The organism is Bacillus sp. RCC_6_1 (assembly GCF_041360755.1).
Classification (GTDB): Bacteria; Bacillota; Bacilli; order Bacillales; family Bacillaceae_G; genus Bacillus_A; species Bacillus_A cereus.
In genome coordinates this window covers 64,665-83,807 of record NZ_JBFUPV010000002.1, presented here as the reverse complement: position 1 = coordinate 83,807, position 19,143 = coordinate 64,665, and the positions used below count along the sequence as shown (strand labels likewise).

Sequence of the window (19,143 nt, the reverse complement as noted above, 5' to 3'; positions counted from 1 at the left end):
CACTTATATCCATGTTACCGATAATTTTTCACTTCTCCCATACGTACAATTTATTCTCAGTTGTTTCTTTATTCTTCTAGGAATTAATGAATTGAAATCCGGACGAAAATCAATGAGTATCCCGTATTTTTTCGTTTCCAGTCTCATATTCTTCTTTTTAATATCAAACTACTTTCGTTATATGTAGAATGAAATTTTGACCAATTTAGCATTTATAATTATTTTCTCTCAGTAACTATTTCTTTCTACTTAAGGGGGATTCCATGTTAAAAAACATTCAAATTATAATCGCCACTATCGCTCTTTCTCTCGCCCTATTTAGCTTCTTTGCAAACTTCACTATTCTTTTACCTTACGTGTCTATCCTTTTAAGTATTATGTGTATCCTTTTTGGAATCGATGAAATAAAGAAGCAGCAAAAAGCGAAAGCATTTGTTTATTTTCTCTGTTCTGCCTTTATTTTATATGTTGGAGTATCTAATATATTTTCATACAAAAGAAGAGTATGGTCGCTCTTAGCACAATAAAAAAACTGCCCTTTCACAGGCAGTTTTTCTTTTTATCCAAAAACTTTCTCAAGTTCATCTTTATCTTGGCTTAACCAGAAGTTCATTAAGCGTTGTGCTCCTTCTAAGTCGTGAAGCTTCGCTTGACCACATTGCGTTTCATTTGCAGCCGGAATTTCTGTAATTTGAACCGCATCTTTTAATGTTAGTTCTAATAAATCAATGATTTCTCGAACTGTCGGCGTTCCGCTCACTACAAGATAATATCCTGTTTGGCAGCCCATCGGTGAAATATCGATAATATCAAAGTGCGGATAACGATCAATATATTTACGTAAATTAAATGCTAATAAATGCTCTAACGTATGAATAACATCTGGTTTCATTGCTTGTTTATTCGGTTGGCAGAAACGAATATCGAATTTATTTACAATACCGTCACTACCTACATTGTGAACTCCGCAATGTCTTACATAAGGTGCCTTTACAATCGTATGATCTAATTCAAAGCTTTCTACTGATGGCATACAACATCTCTCCCGCTTTTAATTTAATTCCGTTATATCCAATATGATATAACGGAAATGCACATTAGTAAAGTATTATGTACAGTCGTGCTATAATACTTTAAGAATATGCTGAAAAGGAGACCGTTATGAAACAGATTTTTATTGGGATTATACGCTTTTATCAAAAGTTCATTTCTCCGATGACGCCACCAACATGTCGTTTTTATCCAACTTGTTCTCATTACGGATTAGAGGCGTTTCAAAAACATGGTGCACTCAAAGGCTTTTGGCTTACTTGTAAGCGTATATTAAAATGTCACCCTTTCCACCCGGGAGGATTTGATCCTGTCCCAGATAAAAAGGATGACAAAGTAAATTCTTAATTGTCGTAACCATTCACAACTAAATCTAATTTTCCTGTATCAGGATCTATAACAAGACCGTGAACAGGTACTTCTTCCGGAAGTAATGGGTGGTTGCGAAGTACTGATACGCTATGTTCTACACTTTCTTCCACACTAGAGAAACCGCGCAAGAATTGTTCTAAATCGATTCCAGAATAACGAAGCATATCTAATTTCTCTTCTGTTATACCGCGTTCTTTCATTCTCTCAATCGTACTGCTTGCTTGAATTTTTGCCATACCACAATCATGGTGACCAACTACACATACTTCATCAGCGCCAAGTTCGTATACAGCGACTAAAATACTACGCATAATACTTCCAAATGGATGTGAAATAACAGCGCCTGCTACTTTAATAATTTTCACATCACCGTTACGCATATTCATCGCTTTTGGTAATAGTTCGACAAGTCGTGTATCCATACAAGAAATAATTACCATCTTTTTGTTTGGAAATTTCCCCGCTACAAACTCTTCATATTTTTTCTCTTCAACAAATTTCTCATTGTACTGCAAAATCTCTTCTAATGACTTCATAGTAAAGGACCCTCTTTTCTCTCGTTTACACTACATAAATAGTGTACCAAAATATGAAAAACTCAAAAAGGATATCGCTTTATAGTAAAAATAAGATATTTTCAGATAATCGACATAATTCTTTCAAAATATACACACATCTTTGTAACAAGTTTCACATACTTTAAACGTATTTTCACTATAAACTGATTGTAGATAATGTAAAAAAGGAGTGAATATTTATTATGTCCGACGTTCTGTTACTGAGTCGTTTTCAATTTGCAATTACTATTTTTTATCACTTTTTATTTGTACCTTTGACAATCGGACTTGTCATTTTAGTAGCATGTATGGAAACTCAATACGCCCGCACATTGAATCCAACATACCGTAAAATGGCAAATTTCTGGGGTAAATTATTTACAATTAACTTCGTAATGGGGATTATAACCGGGATTACGATGGAATTCCAATTTGGAACAAACTGGTCTGAGTACTCCAAATATATGGGAGACATTTTCGGATCACCTCTCGCAATCGAAGCACTCGTTGCCTTCTTCTTAGAATCTACTTTCATGGGAATATGGTTATTCGGTAAAGACAAAATTTCACCAAAGTTCCGTGCCTTCTGTATGTGGATGGTTGCACTTGGAACAAACATTTCCGCCCTTTGGATTATTACAGCAAACGGCTTTATGCAAAACCCTGTTGGATACGTCGTGCGTAACGGCCGCGCTGAATTAAATGATTTCTGGGCACTCGTTACGAATCCATACGCTTGGAACATGTTCTTCCATACTGTAGTTGGTTGTTATATCGTAGGTGCTTTCTTCGTTATGGCAATTAGTGCCTATCACTTATTACGTAAAAATGAAGTAGAATTCTTCAAAAAATCATTTAAGTTTGGTTTAATGTTAGGCTTATTCGCCGCAACAATTACACCGTTTATGGGACATCAATCTGGTGTATCAGCGGCTAAATATCAACCCGCAAAAGGTGCTGCAATGGAAGCAGTTTGGGAAACTGGAAAAGGACAAGGCTTCTCAATTGTTCAAATTCCTGATGTAAAAAATGAGAAGAACTTTGAATTCCTTACGATTCCAAAACTCGGAAGCTTCTTCTACACAAATTCATTTAATGGCGAAATTGTTGGTTTAAAAGATATTCCGAAAGATGAACGTCCAAATGTTAACCTCGTGTATTATAGCTTCCGCTTAATGGTTGCACTCGGCATGTTCTTTATGGCATTAACTTGGTATGGCTTCTATTTAAACCGAAAAGGAAAACTAGAAAACTCAAAACGTTATTTGAAAATTACAATATGGTCTGTCTTACTTCCTTATATCGCAATTAACGCAGGATGGATTGTCGCTGAAGTAGGTCGTCAACCATGGACAGTATATAAACTAATGCGTACAGCAGAATCTGTATCACCTATATCTGTCCCGCAAATTTGGTTCTCATTAATTAGTTTAATTTTATTCTACACTTTACTTTTAATCGCAGACGTATACTTAATGCTGAAGTTCGCGAAAAAAGGACCTGCCGCATTAGAAGAACCTGCTACTGAGGGAGGTGTAGCTCATGTCTCATGATATGCTTGCAATCATCTGGTTCGGTTTATGGGGCGTGATTTGGACAGTTTACTTCATTCTTGACGGGTATGCACTTGGTAACGGAATGATTTTTCCTTTCGTTACGAAAGATCGACAAGAACGAAATCAATTACAAGAAGCAATTGGCCCGTTCTGGGGCGGTAATGAAGTATGGTTAATTACAGCTGGTGGCGCAACATTTGCTGCCTTCCCAGTCACATATGCTAATATGTTTAGTTATTTATATACACCGTTATTCTTAGTATTACTTGCACTATTTGCTCGTGCCGCTGGACTGGAATTCATGCATAAAGATGATTCACCAATTTGGCAAAAAACTTGTAAATGGGCATTTGCAATTGGCAGTTTCCTAATCGCCTTCTTATTCGGTGTTACATTCGCTAATCTTTATTACGGACTACAAATCGGAAAAAATGGCTATGAAGGAAATTTACTTAGCTTACTAAACCATTACGGTATATTAGGTGGTCTTTTCTTCACTGCTATATTTGTCGTATCCGGTGCCCTTTGGGTCATGATTAAAACGACTGGTGAAGTATCTGATCGTGCTTATAAAATCGCAAGACCATTTTCAATGGCAGCTGCTATTATTTTAGCTATCTTCTATGTAGCAACTGCTAATCGGACAAACTTATTCCAAAACTTTACGGAATATCCGGTACTATTCATTCTTCCAGTACTTGCAATGCTAATGAGTGTACTCGCACTTATTATGGTGTACAAACATAAAATTGGCCTTGCATTCACATTCGTTTGCCTAACAATCGCAATGTTTATGACAACTGGCTTTGCAGGTATGTTCCCAAGAATGTTACCATCTCGTATTAACGATGCATACAGTACAACGTTATATAACGCAGCTGGTAGTCAATTAAACTTAAAAATTATGTTCTTCGTTGCAATGGTTATGGTACCAATCGTTATTGGATATCAGCTTTGGAGCTACAGTATTTTTAAAAATAAAATTCATAAAGACTCTGCTAAAGGGTATCACTAAAGTAAAAAAAGACACTTCGTTTGAAGTGTCTTTTTTTGTACGTATGATTTTCGATAAGATGTTATATTTCTAATCTAACAACTATAATACAGAAGAATCATTAACAGCTCACAGCTAGAGTGTAACATACAACAAACATGTTACTTTATGCAATTTTGCATTTTAAAATTATAACGTTGATTGAATAACTTGATCATACGCATCATTATCCCTTACATCCGCCGTACTAATCCCGCTAAACGTTTGTACTTTCATTCCTGTATTTGATGATCCCGATCCATTATAAGCTTTCGTCTTTTCAATCGGCTGTACGTTATATTTATCCCCTACATTAATTGTTCCATTGCAGTTTTCAATAATAACACCTTCCACAACTGCCGGCATTTTGTCACCCACTTTCATTTCTTTACTTTTATTTTATGAAAATCGCCTAGAAAAATAGCATGTTTCAATAAGAAAAAGCACTCAATTTGAGTGCTTTTTCTTTAAGCATAAAGACAAGTTTGGAGACAGTTGACTTCTTCAAAATTTTATTAGGGGTAATATTTTGAAAAAGAAAGCCTTTCATATGTAGGTTAACACCACTGGAATATATAGTAAATTGATAATATTTATACGGAAGATTGCTAATGTTTAGTATAGATAGTTTACACTATGCTAACAGTGAAAACTATCTATACTAATAAAAAAAGGTGCCTTCAAAAAAGACACCTTTCAAAAACAGACACTATAAAACAGAATTATTTATTGTTATACGATTGTTAGATACAAAAAGTAGAGGGAAATGTTTGTATTAAATTCTGCTTTATAAAGTCTGTCTACAAATTATATTGTAATCCTCTTCATTTGAAAAAAAATATAATATGCACAATTGCATACAAAAAGAAAAAGCACTCTATTGAGTGCCTTTTCAACCATTTTACTTTTAATATATCGCTTTGAATATATTGTAACATATGTATCCATATATTTTATTGAGAAAATTCAAAATCCTTTTTCTTTCATTTTCACTTATAAAATCATGTAATATAAAAGGTATGTCAAATTCTTATACAAATTGAGGTGTACTATATTTATGATGTATTTCGGAATTATTCCTCTTATATTATTTATTATTTTTCTTATCTCATATTTAAAAGATCCGCGAAAAATAATAAACGGCTTTTTATTTAATTCCTTTGTCTGTTTTTTCCTTCTTTTTTGTGTGATTATATCTGTAAATTCAAGTAGTGATGTCCTACGCTATATTATAATTTTACCTATTTTAGCACTTCTTATTATGCTTCCTTTCGGTATTGTTGCTTTAATGTTTGGGCTATTTCTTAATGCTAGAATTTTAATGAAGCGAGAAGGAAGACGGTTCACTAACTGTTTAACACTCCTTGCTGCTTTAGGGATGTTATTCTTTATGTTACTCCCTATTATAAACCCAGCAAGTTTGGTCTCATCGCATTTAGAGCCTATTTTTGCAGCTATTTCTCTTATAAGCTTCTATTTCTTTATACACTTATCTAACTTCTTAAGCGCATATTTTTTATACCAATTCAACAGACCAAGACGTAATCAAGATTTCATTATCGTTCTTGGTAGCGGCTTAATTAATGATAAAGTACCACCATTACTTGCAAGCCGCATTAATAAAGCTATCGACTTCTATTGGAAACAAGCAGCTGTAAATACACCACCAACAATTATTTTCTCTGGTGGTCAAGGTCCAGATGAAGGTCTTCCAGAGGCAGAAGCAATGCAAAATTATGCTGTTGAAAAAGGAATTCCTCTTGAACATACGGTGCAAGAAAATCGCTCTGTAAACACATATCAAAATATGTTGTTCTCTAAAGAAATTATGGATTCTTTAAAACCTGAAGGTAAATATAAAAGTATTTTTACCACAAATAATTTCCACCTTTTCCGCGCTGGCATATACGCTAGACAAGCTGGTCTTAATAGCCAAGGAATCGGGTCAAAAACTGCATTTTATTACTGGCCTAACGCAATGATTCGCGAATATGTTGCGATTGTCGTAATGGGACGTAAGCGCCATATGAAAATATGTGGAACTATTTTAGGTTTCGCTTTATTCGTATCAGTACTTAGTTTTATATTTTCTTAATAGCATCCCATCCTTTGAAAGGATGGGATTTCTTATACTGATTTCAAAAATATTTTAAAGATAATATGGTGATAATATTCCCTGCATACATCCATTAAAGGAGAATTTTTTCAAATTAAATGTTAAAATAAAATTTAGGTGTGAATTACGTAACAAATAAGAAACTAGTTTGAAACGAGGAAATTATATGGAGAAAATTATCAAAAACAAGCCCAATAAGCTAAAAATTGCTTCAAAAGCTTTGATGATTATTATTGGGGCATTTATCACAGCGTACGGATTAGAAGCAGTATTAATTCCAAATAACGTATCAGACGGTGGTGTGACTGGTTTAAGTATCGTTAGTTCAAGATTATTTGGATTGCCATTAGGAGCTCTAATCGCAGTTATTAACATTCCTTTCGTTTGGTTAGGGTATAAGCAAATCGGTAAAAGCTTTGCGATTTATTCTATTATCGGAATTGCTTCATTAGCAGTAGGTACCGTTGTCATGCACGGAATACCAGCTATTATTGAAGGCGATACATTATTAGTTACAGTTGTTGGTGGTATTATCATCGGTTTTGGTATGGGACTAGCATTACGTAACGGTGGGGCATTAGATGGAATCGATATGCTTGCTGTATTGCTTTCTCGTAAGTTACCATTTGGAACGAGTGACCTTATTTTATTCTTAAACATGTTCGTATTTATTTTCGTATCAACGGTATTCGGTCTTCAAGGAGCTATCCTTTCGGCAATTGCTTACTTTATCGCTTCGAAAGTGATTCATATCGTTGAAGTTGGTTTAAGTGGTTCAAAAGCATTTAAAATTATTACAAAAGAGCCTGAATTAATGGTAGAAACAATTCGCGATCGTTTAGGCCGAAGTGCAACATATAACGAAGTATACGGTGGTTATTCAAGAGAGAAATTCAAAGAAATTTCATGTGTAATTAACCGTTTAGAAGAAAGTAAAATGAAAGAACTTATTAATGAAATCGATCCACACGCCTTTATTACAGTTTATGACGTAGCAGAAGTAAAAGGCGGTAATTTCAAGAAACGTGATATTCATTAATCGTTATATAAAAGAGGGTGTGCCAAAATTTTGGCACACCCTCTTTTTATTATTAAGTTGCTATCGTTGTCAGTTTTTGTCGGTAAGTCGATATATTTCAATAATCGCTGATATATTTTGAGTTGTGGTCGATATATTCCAATAATCGCTGATATATTTTAAATTACGGTCGATATATTCTAATAATCGCTGATATATTTTTACTCGCCCCCTTATGCCTAAATCGTACCAACTGAAAGGGATTAATTCCCATAACAAAAAAAGACCAAAAAGCAATTTACACTTTTCGGTCTCTACACTATCTTCTCTTCGTAATCTTTCCTGAACCACCGACCCTCGTTTTCGGAGGAGATGTATTCCTTGGCGGCGTTTTAATAGATGATTTTGGCTTCACATCTGATCCGCTTGAACCGCCTGGTGTTTTCGTAATTTTCCCCTTGCTTCCAGTAGAAGGTGGGGGCGTCGTATTACTTCCTTTTTCAGTAATACTTCCCTTATCACCTACTGATGGTTTCGAATCTACATTATCGCCTCGCTTAATGATAGATCCTTTCCCTTCCTTCGTAATTGGAGGTGGGGTTTTCTTTTCTTCTTTCGTAGGTGGTCTTTCTGGAATAACTGGTTGATGATTTTGTCTGTCATTATATCCTCGGTAATCACCGGATGATGATCTTTTTGAACCGAATATATCGTTTAATATGCTACCCATAATATATCCTTGCAAGAAGGACGGTTGGTAATTTTGACGGACAAATTCTTTATTACTTATTTCAATTAACGTATCAGATGGTTTCTCTTTATCCTTTTGCAGGTTATAAATCTTATCAGAATAAACGAGGAACATTTGATTTTCGTCTTCTTTAGATGCTTGCTTCGGTTCTCTTTCGTTAATGAGTTCCTTCGCTACTTCAGGAACTGACCGATTGGCGGCCCTATACACGTAAGATTCTTGTTTACCTTCCTTGGCAACAGATTCAAGTGGATAACGGTCTTGAATCGACTTTGTCTGCCCGCCTTGACAACCTGATAAGGCATAACCAGCAACAACAAGTAATATAACGATAGCAAGTATAGGGATTACAAACGATTTAATCATGGTAAACAATCGGTTTGACATGATTACGCCCCCTTACGTTGCTCTTATAATTTGTACATCAGCAGGAATGATTGCTTCTCCCTCATACATCATTGTGCGACCATTTTGCCATTCAATACGCAATAATTTTCGATTGTCTGATTGGAATTCCCATACGTACTGTTCTTCTGAAGCTGAGAATGGAGTTTTTCCCATAACAACAACACGTCCGTTATATTGTTCTTCCATATGGTACTCGGTATCATCCATTTCAATTGTCGTCGGAATTTCATCAATTGAATCTAAGCGACCATCAATTGGTGTATATAATTTGTAATACGTATTTTCACGATCTTCAATTTTTAAATAACGAATGTCTTTTCCATCTTGCAATGTCAAAACAATTTCCTTACGCGAATGCATACTCGTTTTCCCAATTAATTCATACATAACTAATGACACTTCAATCATATCGCCAGGAGCTAACGTTAAAAGACTCTTTTCCGGCTTCGGTGGCTCTGGGCTTTTCATTATATTTTTAATTCGTTTAAATAAACTCATGATCTACCCCTCCTTTTCTCTTTATAAACAAGCACCTAAAATTAGTGCACCAACAATATGTAATGATCCGGCTAACATCGCATGTGCAACGCTACCTTCTTTCGTACCTTCTTCTAAATCAAGACCAGACATTTTCTTTAATACAAATTCGATAAACATTTCTACCACTAATAAAATAACGAAAGAAACTGCTGAAGCAAGAAGTGCCTGCCATAAGTCATTTGCTTTCGTAATTGATTGGGATAAAATGTACCCTTGTGCAAATAATTTCATAATAAAACGAGTTGTTACAGCTGTATTTCCATTTTTAATTTCTTTTAAATCATTGTATTTTGTAAAAATTGAATCAATCCACATAATTGCAAATAAAAGTACTGCACTCGCTCCAGTCCATACAAGCATGGCAACTACATTCATCCATGTCATTGCAAAACCTCCTCTAAATATAATAGAAAACCGACATGAATATATTTAGACATGTCGGTTCATTTGTCTTTATTCTATATTATTTCTCATACTGCTTCATAATACGAGCTAATTCATCGTCAACAGCAGAATTTTTGTTTAAGCTTGCGAATTCATCATCTAATGATTTTTCTTTCTTATAAACTTCACCGCTTGCTTCTGCTTCAGCCTCTAATTGAAGAGCTTTCTCTTCCATACGGCTTAAACCAGCTTTTGCTGAGTTTGAATCAAATCCAGACATCGCCTGATTAATATTCTTTTGTGCTTTCGCCGCATTTACACGTGCTACAAGTGTTTCACGTTTATTTTTCAGCTCATTTAATTGCTTACGCATTTCTTCTAGCTTTAGGCGCAGGTTATCAGCAGCAGCTTTATTTTGCTCATAGCTTGCTTTATACTCATTCATCTTTTGCTCTGCATTTTGTTTTTCTTCTAATGCACGACGCGCAAGATCTAGGTTATTAGCTTGAACAGCCATATGAGCCTGCTCTTCACGTTTTTTCACAAGTGCTTCTTGCTCTTCAAATAATATTTTGAATTTCTTCTCAAGCGCGATTTGAGCTGCTACACTTTTCTCAGCTTCTTGTACATCCGCTTGCATATCGCGTAAATATTGATCAGTCATCTTAACTGGATCTTCCGCTTTTTCAATTAATGAATATACATTCGACATTGTTAAATCTCTTAATCGTTTGAATACAGACATCTAAATTCCTCCTATGATATACCTCATATTTCAAATTCACTACTTGGAAAACTGAAAAATCTCCCTTTACAGTAAAGAATATTCATTTTTACAGCCTATGTGTTTATTATAACAAAACTAATATGTCCTTACATGTTATTTCCAAAATACATCCATTATAATATGACATTCTATATACAATATTGTATTTCTAATATATTCTCATTATCCCTTTTTGAAATTAACTTACTTTTATGCAATTTCACTAAATTACATAAGTGTAATGTTACTGTAAGCTAACTCGATAGTTGCATTCTAATATTTCTTATACACTAATACCAGAAGCAACAAACAAGCTTCTTCACTTGTAAGCAATAATACAAAAATTGTATTTAATATAAAACATATAAAAGGAGAAATCATCATGAAAAAATTAGTAGGAATCGGATTAGCAGCAGCAATTTCACTTGGAGCATTATCAGGTTGTTCTTTATTAGGAGAGAAAGCGAACGGTTTTGTACTGTACGGCTCAGAAGAACAAGTTCAGCAAATTACAGATAAAAACAAAAAAGAAGTGAAAGAAAAAGACTTCTATAAAATGAAAATGACAACATTAGATGGTAAAAAAGTTCTTGTAATGGATAAGAAAACTGGTGAGGAACTAGTGAAAAAAGAGTTACTTAGCAAAGTTGATGAAAAAGACAACACGAAACCACTTGATAAATTACCAGCTGTAACAACAGAACAAGGTGTATTATTTGCAAAAGAAAAAGTAGAAAATGCTACACTTGATGGAGCGAAATTAAAATATGAAGGCAACACAATTATCGGAAGTGGCCGTGCATATACAGATATGTATGCGATTGTCGATGACGCAACTTACAACAATGTAAAAGGTGATGAAAAATCTGTAGGTGTATTAAAATTTGATAAAGACCCAAGTAAAGAATTCCCTGGTTACAACGGCGTCGAAGCTTCTCAACTTGTAAAAATTAAAAAGTAAAACAAAAAAGCTTTGCGACATTCGCAAAGCTTTTTTCTATTTATTATGAGCAACTTGTTCCATATCTGGACTACAAGTTTTCGACTGACATGACTTATTTAAAGAACATGCTGCGCATTTTCCTTTTTTACTTCTCTTTACAAAATTAACTAACGTGTATGCTGCATAACCAAAAATGATAGCTCCAATTATAATATTGACCATCATTATACATCTCCTTTTAGAATCCTAGTAAAGATCCAACTTGGTATATAATAAGCGTTAATACATAAGCAACAACAAGCGGGTAAACGACTGAGAAAATCGTCCATTTCACTGATCCTGTTTCACGTTTAATAACAGCCACCGTCGCTAAACATGGAACGTATAATAAAATAAAGAACATAAATGCATAAGCTGATAATGCTGTATAATGTGCTCCCATTACGTTTCCAAGCACATCTTCTTTAACTGCATAAATAATTGCCATTGTTGAAACGACAACTTCCTTCGCTAAAAATCCTGTTAAAAGGGATGCTGCAGCTTGCCACGTTCCGAAGCCGAGCGGTGCAAATAGTGGTGCGATAAATCCACCAATCATCGCTAAGTAACTGTCTCCCATATCAACACCAAATCCTGATGGACCTGCATAGTTTAATAACCAAATGACAACCGAACCACCAAAGATGAATGTACCAGCTTTACGAACAAATCCTTTTCCTTTCTCCCACGTGCTCAGCCATAATGTTTTCGCTTGTGGCACACGGTAAGGCGGTAATTCAATTACGAAAATAGACTTTTCCGCTTTCAAAATCGTAAGAGACATAATTTTTGTAACTAATAACGCAAGAACAATCCCTGCAACATATAAAGAAAATACAACAGTCGCCTGACTATGCGGGAAGAATACGCCCGCAAATAATGCATATACAGGTAATCGTGCTGAACAAGACATAAATGGTGTTACTAAAATGGTAAGTAAACGTTCTTTCTCCTGTTCAATCGTTCTCGCAGCCATAATACCTGGAACGTTACATCCAAAACCGATAATCATCGGAATAAAAGCTTTTCCGTTTAAGCCGAAAAACTCCATAATTCTATCCATAACAACTGCAATTCGCGCCATATACCCCGAGTCTTCTAATAATGAAATGAAAAAGAATAGTGCAAAGATTTGTGGTACGAATACTAATACAGCACCAACACCGGCAATAATACCTTCTGTAACGAGTGCTTGAATAAAATGAGAAGCTCCAATACTTGTAAGTCCAGCCGTCACCCAATCCGTAAGCTGGCCACCAAAAAACTCATCTAACATATCAGATAAAGGTGTACCAATCCACGTAAACGTAACCTGAAAAATAAAAAACATAACTGCTAAAAAGATTGGAAGTCCTAAAATTTTATGTGTAATTAATCTATCAATTTTTTCTGAAAAAGGAATTTTTCCTTCTTTCTCATGCTTCATAACATTTGTTTTTAACTTTTCAATATACGCTTCACGAGTTTTGTAAATGTGCTCTTCTAACGTACAATCAAGTTTTCCTTCTAAGCGAGATCGAATGGCTATGAGTTCCTTATAAATTGGTAATGCTTTCATTTCTTTTTCTACTACTTCGTTATTGCTTAAAAATTGAAGTGCTAACCATCTCGGATGCTCGTAATTCACTGTCTCTAAAAGAGCAATTACTTCTCCAATTCCTTCATCCATTTGTACACCATATGAAATAAGGAATGGCTTTTTCTCTTTTTTGTCATTTTCTTTAAGAGTCGTAAGCAGTTCTTCACAGCCTTTTCCACTCCTTGCAACAACAGGAACGACTGTTACACCTAATAGTTCTGATAATCGTTTTACATCAATGACAATTCCTCTTTGCTTCGCCACATCAACCATGTTTAAACCAATTGAGACTGGCTTACCAAATTCAAGTAACTGCAACGTTAAATGCATATTTCTTTCAAACTGCGAGGAATCTACGATATTTAACATATGATTAAATTCTTCTGTTAATAGAAAGTTTGTTACAACACCTTCATCACGTGAAACTGGATTTAAATCATAAACACCTGGTAAATCAATTAATGTTCCTTGTCTATCTTTTAATTTACCAACCTTCTTTTCTACTGTTACACCGCTCCAGTTTCCTACATACTCATAAGAACCAGTAAGTGCATTAAATAATGATGTCTTCCCTGTATTCGGATTCCCTAGCAAAGCTACCTTATTCACGCTAATTCCACCTTTATCATTTTCGCGTCACAATGACGAATACTAATTAACTGTCCACGACACTCCAATGTACAAGGACCTTTAAACATCGCTTTCTGTTTCAGGCGAAGTTCGCTTCCTTCAGCAAGACCGAAAGCAGCTAGTCTACGCTTTAATAGCTGATCTAAAGACTGAATACTTTTTACTAACACTTTCTCTCCAATTTTAATATCTACTAAACTCATAACCTTCCCCCTCAGAAGAGAATGATAATTATTTTCAAAAAAATTATACCACACCCAATTTCTCTTGTACTATACCCTTTTGCTTCATATTTATTAACATTTCGCTACAATTCTATTTCAATTATTGTCATACTGTATTCGTTTGCCATTCTCATCCATTTCGCTTACAATAAACAATAGCAAATAAAGAATCTCGTTATCACTGGGGGAGCCATGCCGCTGAGAGGGAACACTTCGTTCCGACCCTTCGAACCTGTTAGTTAATGCTAACGCAGGGATTGTGCAAACGTCCGAAATACATACCTCATTTTTATTTACGTATTTCGTATCCTCCTATGATATCTATTCTTTTTTGTACAACTTGGATTTAGGGGGAGACAACATGCGTAACACTAATTTACAAGCGATGATCGAATCTGCTATTCTTGCAGCCTTTGCCATGATTATCGATATTTTACCATTATCACTTAAACTTCCAACAGGCGGTTCTATCTCATTCGCTATGATTCCTATTTTTATTATTGCTTACCGCTGGGGCTTTAAATCAGCTTTCTTAGGTGGTTTAGTTTGGGGACTATTACAAATAGTCGTGGGGGATGCTTATATTTTAACACCTGTTCAAGCATTCATTGAGTACTTCATTGCCTTTGCTTTTATCGGATTTGCTGGCTTATTCTATCGTCCAATTCAAAAAGCACTTTTAACGTCTAATGAAAATAGTGAAGAACATTCAAGTTTAGGTAGTCGCAATGAAAAACCTTCAGCAAAACAAAACCATGGTAAGAAAATCCTTGTTTACATTATCCTTGCTACATTTGTCGGTAGCTTTGCTCGCTATTTCTGTCACTTTATTGCCGGTATTATTTTCTGGGGACAATATGCGCCGAAAGGTCAATCAGCTGTGTTATATTCATTAATCGTAAATGGAAGTACAATGCTTGGTTCTTTTATTTTATGTACAGTTTTACTTATATTTTTATTCCTCACTTCCCCACGCTTATTCAAAAGCATCAGTGCTTATCAAATGAATACACAAAAAAAGGGCGCTTAATGAGCGCTCTTTTTTCATATCGTAATATTAATTAAAAATACAATAAATGCGCAAAAGAAAATAAATACCATTATACTTAGCCAATTGCTATGCACGGTTCATCGACTCCTTACATAACCTCATTTTCTAACCAGATTATATCGCTTAAAAATAAAGATTAGGTAAAGATAATATGAAAATAAATTAAAAAAAGCGTAGCATGCATTATCTACGCTTTTTTCGGTAAGTAAAAGTAAAATAATACACTGTCTTCTGTATTTTTCACTCCATATTCAGCATTGTGTAATTCTAAAATATTTTTAGAAATAGCAAGCCCAAGTCCCGTCCCACCTTGTGAACGCTGACGAGCTGTATCCACGCGATAAAAACGATCCCAAATTTTATCTAATTGTTCTTCTTCAATGTGAGTACCTTTATTTTCAATGCACACTTTTATACGATCCTTCTCATCTATTGTAGAAATAATAATATCTTCTTTATTTGGTGTATAACGTATGGCATTCGTAATGAAGTTAACGATGACTTGTTCAATCCGGCCTTGATTTGCAATCACTTCAAATGAACATATATTTTTATGAACATGAAGTTCTTTTTTCTCTATTTCCACAGATAGATGTTCACATATATCTTCAATTACTGTATCAATATAAAACGAAGACTTTTTCATTTTATATGTACCAGATTCAAATTTAGCTAACTCAAGCATATCCAAAATTAAAGTATCCATTTTGTCTACTTCTCTCTCCATCGCTTGAAAATAATACTCTTTTTTATGCTCAGCTACCCCGTCTTTTAAAATGGAAATACAACTTTTCATAATACTTAGCGGTGTTTTTAATTCATGCGAAACACCAGAAATGAATTCTTTCCGTGTATTTTCTAACTTTCTTTCCTTTTCAATATCTTCTTCTAACTGTCCAATATGGGAATGGAGTTTATTTGATAGCACATTAATATTTTTCGATAAATCTCCAATTTCATCTTTTGAAGTAATCGGTATTTTTTCTGTAAAATCTAATTGTGCTATTTTCTTCGTCGTATCATTTATTTTTAATAACGGTTTGGCAATTTGTTTTGAGTAATAGAACGAAGCTAAAAAAATAAGAACAACTACAAATGCAATGATATAGATATAGTAATCTTGCACCATTTGTACAGCTTCATCTACGGGCTGTAAAGAAGCCATCGCATAAATATATGTTACTGATCCGTCTTTTTCTATTGGCTTGATTAATAATTTATATTTAATATCATTTTTTTCATAGTCCATTGTTTGTGTTGTATATTGTATGGGCTTGCTCTCTTTTAATAATAAATTAGTTTGAAATTCTTTTATGCTATCTAAGAAGATGCCATTTTTATAAATTGGATTCACAGGACCTTTTACATCTGGTAACTGTACTTTTGTAACACGTCCTCCTATGTAAACATTTAATTCTTGAGCAGCTTGCTCCTGAACAGCTGGTTTCTTTTCCTTAACAAGTTGTTCCTCAACTGCTCTCTTTTTCTCCTCATTTAATTTGCTCATTTTCTCATTAAATGCTTTTTCTAACGGTTTATTAGATCCACTTAAATTCTGCTTAGATAAAGAAAAAGAGAATGGAATAAAACTATCTTCTTTTCTCACTCCAGAAAAATAAATTTCTTGCCCTAAAAACTGCTCTGATAATTTATTATCAATTTCCTCTATATTGACGAGATTACCTAAGGGAATTTTAAATATTTGTTGTCCAAAGCTCTTTTGTTGCCTACGATCTATCGTTACTTCAAAATAAAAATCATCTGCATGTTTTAAATTCCCGTTCTTATCTAATGTCGTAATCCACGTATTATTTTCTCTTAAAAAGTCTTGCTCTAGTTTCTGAATTTCTTCTGCATTTCCTGCATAATTTAAATAATTCTTCTCAAAAGAATTTAAATTCACTTTAATATCTTCCACTTTTCGATTCGCATAATATTGTTTAAAAAATATCGTTTGTCCAATAAATATCGTCGCTAAAATCAACATACATAATGCTGTTGTAAGAGTAAATAATTTTAGTACAATTCCTTTCTTCATACATTCCCCTCAAATTTATAACCAGTTCGTACTACAGTTGTAATATACTTTGCTTTCTCTCCTAATTTATTTCTTAAATTACGAATATGGCTATTCACCGTTCGATCATCGCCAGCAAATTCATATCCCCAAATTCTTGAAATGAGTTGCTCTCGCGTTAAAACGATTCCTTGATTTTTCATGAAATACACCAATATTTCAAACTCCGTATGCGTTAAACTAACATCTGCCTCATCAACAGTAACAGTACGCGACGGAAAATGGACATGGATGCCATGAATCGATAACGTATCATCTTCGTTCTCTAAAGGTTTCTTCGATGCTTTTCTACTTTCTAATAATCGTTTCGCTCTTGCTAATAAAATTGGAGGACTATACGGCTTCGTCACATAGTCATCTGCTCCAAGTTCAAAACCAAGTAACGTATCGTCTTCATCTACACGCGCCGTCAGCATAATAATAGGCACCTCGGACGTCTTCCTAATCCTTCGGCAAACAGACCATCCATCGAGTTCTGGCAACATGATATCTAAAATAACTAAATCAACCTCTTCTTCTTCAAATACAACTAAAGCCTCTTTCCCGTCCCTCGCTTCAAACACTACATATTGTTCACTTAAAAAATAATCTTTTAATATTTCACGTAATATGTCTTCATCTTCAACAATTAAAATGTTTTTTGACATAACTTATATATCCCCCTCTCGCTTTCAGAAACTATAATTTCACTTTGAATAACTGCCAGTTAACTTCGCCTCAATAATATATCTATCTGGTGCATCCCCTATATAATCAAATGGGTAACAAGTTGTCAGTGTTAATATCGGTTCTTCTTTTTTTATAATAACAGTACGATCATCCGCATGAGTAATCCATGTCTTTTGAATTTCATATGTGTACGTTTTATTATCATACTCTAAAACAAGGGTATCCTTTTCTTTCAACTCTTCTAAATCTGTAAATACAGTATCTCGATGTCCACTCAGTACAGTATGTCCCCCTCCAGATGGAGTTGTCGTTAAATCACTAACGAACATACCCACTCCTTTTTTCAAAGTCGTATCATCTGCTCCCCAATATATAGAAAACTTCTTCTTTATTTTCGGTATGTTTAACATCGCTACCTTTTCTCCTTCTTTATGTTCTGTTTGAGAAGAAGGCACTTGAGAAGTTACAGGTGTTTCATGAGAAAGTTGAGTACCTTGTATATTTTTAAGGCTCTTTATTTCTTCTGCCGTTAATTGCCCGGCAGAGCTTCTTCCTTTATACCATTCCACAGCATAATAGGATCCCATGAATAGCCCTATAGCCATCAATATGATACCGATATAATTGAGTAACTTCATTCTTCATTCCTCCATGCCAAAAATGGTAGGAGTAACCTACCATTTTTAATATATGAAATTATCCCATTCTTTATAGGAAAATATTTTATTTACGCTTTAATCTTATTGCGACGATTCAAACCAAATAATGTACCTACCGCTACAAGACATGCACTTAATCCCATCATTGCTACATTATTTGATGCTGTATTTGGTAATTTTTCACCTTGTACAACTGGCTTTGCTACTTCTTTTTTAGCTACTTCATTCTTTTGCTCGGCTTTTATCGCTGCTTCTTTTTTGGCCATATCGTTTTTTAACTGTTCTTGCGCTATTCTCTTTTTCTCTTCTTCACTTTTTTTCTCAGCTTTTATTGCTTCCTCTTTTTTAGCCATATCATTTTTTTCTTGTACTTGTGCCGCTTGCTTTTTCTCTACTTCACTTTTTTGCTGTTCCTTAATTGCTTCTTCTTTTTTAGCTTTATCCTGTTGTACCTGCGCTTCTTCTTCCTTTGTTACTGTTCCAGTATCCGCACTCGCTACTGAAGAATATCCTACTGTTAAAAGTGCCATTGCACAAATTGGTAATAGTTTCTTTTTCATTTTCACTCTCTCCTTATATTTTATTCACATCTACTCGCATCGGATGTATTACTAGAATAAGCAAGAGATATAAATATAAGATGCAGATGAAATATATTTCATTTAAAGATTTCATTGTAGAAAAAGAAAAAAACATCGCAATATGTACGATGTTTTTTCGG

Annotated in this window: 22 protein-coding genes and 1 riboswitch; of the genes, 8 read left to right on the top strand and 14 right to left on the bottom strand. The window is 34.4% G+C overall.

The annotated features are described in order from the left end of the window. Positions 1–263: 263 nt before the first annotated feature. Entirely contained in the window at positions 264–527 is a 264-nt protein-coding gene (locus tag AB6801_RS06475) for a YczI family protein (protein WP_053514591.1), read from the top strand. Positions 528–559: 32 nt separating this feature from the next. Here AB6801_RS06475 and luxS read toward each other — a convergent pair whose 3' ends face one another. Beyond that, positions 560–1,033, bottom strand: coding sequence for an S-ribosylhomocysteine lyase LuxS (luxS, locus tag AB6801_RS06470; protein ID WP_001141371.1), 474 nt, complete (start codon positions 1,031–1,033; stop codon positions 560–562). 128 nt (positions 1,034–1,161) lie between these two features. On the opposite strand from luxS, the gene yidD reads away from it, so the two are divergent. Beyond that, on the top strand, positions 1,162–1,398 hold the full coding sequence (yidD, locus tag AB6801_RS06465; RefSeq protein WP_000809334.1) for a membrane protein insertion efficiency factor YidD: 237 nt from the start codon (positions 1,162–1,164) through the stop codon (positions 1,396–1,398). On the opposite strand, the gene AB6801_RS06460 is transcribed toward yidD, so the two are convergent. Continuing rightward, positions 1,395–1,958 (bottom strand): beta-class carbonic anhydrase, encoded by a 564-nt coding sequence (locus AB6801_RS06460; protein ID WP_000838164.1) that lies wholly within the window; start codon positions 1,956–1,958, stop codon positions 1,395–1,397. The two genes, yidD and AB6801_RS06460, sit on opposite strands and share 4 nt — an antisense overlap. A 224-nt stretch (positions 1,959–2,182) precedes the next feature. Here AB6801_RS06460 and cydA point away from each other — a divergent pair, with 224 nt between their 5' ends. Beyond that, positions 2,183–3,532 (top strand): cytochrome ubiquinol oxidase subunit I, encoded by a 1,350-nt coding sequence (gene cydA, locus AB6801_RS06455; RefSeq protein WP_001286194.1) that lies wholly within the window; start codon positions 2,183–2,185, stop codon positions 3,530–3,532. Continuing rightward, entirely contained in the window at positions 3,522–4,550 is a 1,029-nt protein-coding gene (cydB, locus tag AB6801_RS06450) for a cytochrome d ubiquinol oxidase subunit II (RefSeq protein ID WP_000017662.1), read from the top strand. The genes cydA and cydB overlap by 11 nt, the downstream gene beginning before the upstream one ends. Before the next feature lie 168 nt (positions 4,551–4,718). Here cydB and AB6801_RS06445 read toward each other — a convergent pair whose 3' ends face one another. Then, positions 4,719–4,952: a spore germination protein gene (locus tag AB6801_RS06445; RefSeq protein ID WP_002062565.1), complete on the bottom strand. Its 234-nt coding sequence runs from the start codon at positions 4,950–4,952 to the stop codon at positions 4,719–4,721. Positions 4,953–5,625: 673 nt separating this feature from the next. Here AB6801_RS06445 and AB6801_RS06440 point away from each other — a divergent pair. Then, a complete protein-coding gene (locus AB6801_RS06440; protein ID WP_000990102.1) occupies positions 5,626–6,663 on the top strand; it encodes a YdcF family protein in 1,038 nt (345 codons plus the stop codon). 187 nt (positions 6,664–6,850) lie between these two features. Continuing rightward, positions 6,851–7,723 (top strand): YitT family protein, encoded by an 873-nt coding sequence (locus AB6801_RS06435; protein ID WP_000411244.1) that lies wholly within the window; start codon positions 6,851–6,853, stop codon positions 7,721–7,723. Positions 7,724–8,021: 298 nt separating this feature from the next. On the opposite strand, the gene AB6801_RS06430 is transcribed toward AB6801_RS06435, so the two are convergent. The 4 genes from AB6801_RS06430 to AB6801_RS06415 form a co-directional block, all read right to left on the bottom strand. Beyond that, on the bottom strand, positions 8,022–8,840 hold the full coding sequence (locus tag AB6801_RS06430) for a DUF4247 domain-containing protein (RefSeq protein WP_000071185.1): 819 nt from the start codon (positions 8,838–8,840) through the stop codon (positions 8,022–8,024). 12 nt (positions 8,841–8,852) lie between these two features. After that, positions 8,853–9,359 carry a DUF4178 domain-containing protein gene (locus AB6801_RS06425; RefSeq protein WP_000051746.1) on the bottom strand — a complete coding sequence of 169 codons (507 nt, stop codon included), beginning with the start codon at positions 9,357–9,359 and terminating at the stop codon, positions 8,853–8,855. Positions 9,360–9,380: 21 nt separating this feature from the next. Next, positions 9,381–9,785, bottom strand: a complete 405-nt coding sequence (locus tag AB6801_RS06420) for a DUF350 domain-containing protein (protein WP_097813955.1) — start codon at positions 9,783–9,785, stop codon at positions 9,381–9,383. Positions 9,786–9,864: 79 nt separating this feature from the next. After that, positions 9,865–10,530, bottom strand: coding sequence for a PspA/IM30 family protein (locus AB6801_RS06415; RefSeq protein WP_000110280.1), 666 nt, complete (start codon positions 10,528–10,530; stop codon positions 9,865–9,867). A 403-nt stretch (positions 10,531–10,933) separates the two neighbouring features. Here AB6801_RS06415 and AB6801_RS06410 point away from each other — a divergent pair, with 403 nt between their 5' ends. Further along, positions 10,934–11,512, top strand: a complete 579-nt coding sequence (locus AB6801_RS06410) for a lipoprotein BA_5634 family protein (protein ID WP_000737502.1) — start codon at positions 10,934–10,936, stop codon at positions 11,510–11,512. 36 nt (positions 11,513–11,548) lie between these two features. Here the strand turns inward: AB6801_RS06410 and AB6801_RS06405 are convergent, their stop codons facing one another. Genes AB6801_RS06405 through AB6801_RS06395 form a run of 3 tightly spaced genes read right to left on the bottom strand, consistent with a single transcriptional unit; the run spans position 11,549 to position 13,945 of the window. Then, on the bottom strand, positions 11,549–11,719 hold the full coding sequence (locus AB6801_RS06405; RefSeq protein WP_000989593.1) for a FeoB-associated Cys-rich membrane protein: 171 nt from the start codon (positions 11,717–11,719) through the stop codon (positions 11,549–11,551). A 13-nt stretch (positions 11,720–11,732) separates the two neighbouring features. Continuing rightward, entirely contained in the window at positions 11,733–13,721 is a 1,989-nt protein-coding gene (gene feoB / locus AB6801_RS06400; RefSeq protein ID WP_001044843.1) for a ferrous iron transport protein B, read from the bottom strand. After that, the gene (locus AB6801_RS06395) at positions 13,718–13,945 is read right to left on the bottom strand and encodes a FeoA family protein (RefSeq protein ID WP_000060512.1); all 228 of its coding nucleotides are present in this window, start codon (positions 13,943–13,945) and stop codon (positions 13,718–13,720) included. Before AB6801_RS06395 ends, feoB begins: the two co-directional genes overlap by 4 nt. A 194-nt stretch (positions 13,946–14,139) precedes the next feature. After that, positions 14,140–14,241, top strand: a riboswitch (TPP riboswitch). A gap of 86 nt (positions 14,242–14,327) precedes the next feature. On the opposite strand from AB6801_RS06395, the gene thiT reads away from it, so the two are divergent. After that, a complete protein-coding gene (thiT, locus tag AB6801_RS06390) occupies positions 14,328–14,996 on the top strand; it encodes an energy-coupled thiamine transporter ThiT (protein ID WP_001246585.1) in 669 nt (222 codons plus the stop codon). A 208-nt stretch (positions 14,997–15,204) separates the two neighbouring features. On the opposite strand, the gene AB6801_RS06385 is transcribed toward thiT, so the two are convergent. From AB6801_RS06385 to AB6801_RS06370, 4 genes are all read right to left on the bottom strand, one after another. Then, positions 15,205–17,055: a sensor histidine kinase gene (locus AB6801_RS06385; RefSeq protein WP_370941042.1), complete on the bottom strand. Its 1,851-nt coding sequence runs from the start codon at positions 17,053–17,055 to the stop codon at positions 15,205–15,207. Next, entirely contained in the window at positions 17,052–17,741 is a 690-nt protein-coding gene (locus AB6801_RS06380; protein ID WP_000041848.1) for a response regulator transcription factor, read from the bottom strand. Before AB6801_RS06380 ends, AB6801_RS06385 begins: the two co-directional genes overlap by 4 nt. Before the next feature lie 39 nt (positions 17,742–17,780). After that, positions 17,781–18,401 (bottom strand): class D sortase, encoded by a 621-nt coding sequence (locus AB6801_RS06375; protein ID WP_098286619.1) that lies wholly within the window; start codon positions 18,399–18,401, stop codon positions 17,781–17,783. Positions 18,402–18,490: 89 nt separating this feature from the next. After that, positions 18,491–18,982 carry an LPXTG cell wall anchor domain-containing protein gene (locus AB6801_RS06370; RefSeq protein WP_098218454.1) on the bottom strand — a complete coding sequence of 164 codons (492 nt, stop codon included), beginning with the start codon at positions 18,980–18,982 and terminating at the stop codon, positions 18,491–18,493. Between the last annotated feature and the right edge of the window lie 161 nt (positions 18,983–19,143).

Coding starts and splice junctions, on each gene's coding strand:
- AB6801_RS06475 (WP_053514591.1), top strand. CDS start 264: ATGTTAAAAAACATTCAAATTATAATCGCCACTATCGCTCTTTCTCTC.
- luxS (WP_001141371.1), bottom strand. CDS start 1,033: ATGCCATCAGTAGAAAGCTTTGAATTAGATCATACGATTGTAAAGGCA.
- AB6801_RS06420 (WP_097813955.1), bottom strand. CDS start 9,785: ATGACATGGATGAATGTAGTTGCCATGCTTGTATGGACTGGAGCGAGT.
- cydA (WP_001286194.1), top strand. CDS start 2,183: ATGTCCGACGTTCTGTTACTGAGTCGTTTTCAATTTGCAATTACTATT.
- AB6801_RS06440 (WP_000990102.1), top strand. CDS start 5,626: ATGATGTATTTCGGAATTATTCCTCTTATATTATTTATTATTTTTCTT.
- cydB (WP_000017662.1), top strand. CDS start 3,522: ATGTCTCATGATATGCTTGCAATCATCTGGTTCGGTTTATGGGGCGTG.
- AB6801_RS06415 (WP_000110280.1), bottom strand. CDS start 10,530: ATGTCTGTATTCAAACGATTAAGAGATTTAACAATGTCGAATGTATAT.
- thiT (WP_001246585.1), top strand. CDS start 14,328: ATGCGTAACACTAATTTACAAGCGATGATCGAATCTGCTATTCTTGCA.
- AB6801_RS06370 (WP_098218454.1), bottom strand. CDS start 18,982: ATGAAAAAGAAACTATTACCAATTTGTGCAATGGCACTTTTAACAGTA.
- AB6801_RS06380 (WP_000041848.1), bottom strand. CDS start 17,741: ATGTCAAAAAACATTTTAATTGTTGAAGATGAAGACATATTACGTGAA.
- AB6801_RS06425 (WP_000051746.1), bottom strand. CDS start 9,359: ATGAGTTTATTTAAACGAATTAAAAATATAATGAAAAGCCCAGAGCCA.
- AB6801_RS06410 (WP_000737502.1), top strand. CDS start 10,934: ATGAAAAAATTAGTAGGAATCGGATTAGCAGCAGCAATTTCACTTGGA.
- yidD (WP_000809334.1), top strand. CDS start 1,162: ATGAAACAGATTTTTATTGGGATTATACGCTTTTATCAAAAGTTCATT.
- AB6801_RS06405 (WP_000989593.1), bottom strand. CDS start 11,719: ATGATGGTCAATATTATAATTGGAGCTATCATTTTTGGTTATGCAGCA.
- AB6801_RS06375 (WP_098286619.1), bottom strand. CDS start 18,401: ATGAAGTTACTCAATTATATCGGTATCATATTGATGGCTATAGGGCTA.
- AB6801_RS06385 (WP_370941042.1), bottom strand. CDS start 17,055: ATGAAGAAAGGAATTGTACTAAAATTATTTACTCTTACAACAGCATTA.
- AB6801_RS06435 (WP_000411244.1), top strand. CDS start 6,851: ATGGAGAAAATTATCAAAAACAAGCCCAATAAGCTAAAAATTGCTTCA.
- AB6801_RS06460 (WP_000838164.1), bottom strand. CDS start 1,958: ATGAAGTCATTAGAAGAGATTTTGCAGTACAATGAGAAATTTGTTGAA.
- AB6801_RS06395 (WP_000060512.1), bottom strand. CDS start 13,945: ATGAGTTTAGTAGATATTAAAATTGGAGAGAAAGTGTTAGTAAAAAGT.
- AB6801_RS06430 (WP_000071185.1), bottom strand. CDS start 8,840: ATGTCAAACCGATTGTTTACCATGATTAAATCGTTTGTAATCCCTATA.
- AB6801_RS06445 (WP_002062565.1), bottom strand. CDS start 4,952: ATGAAAGTGGGTGACAAAATGCCGGCAGTTGTGGAAGGTGTTATTATT.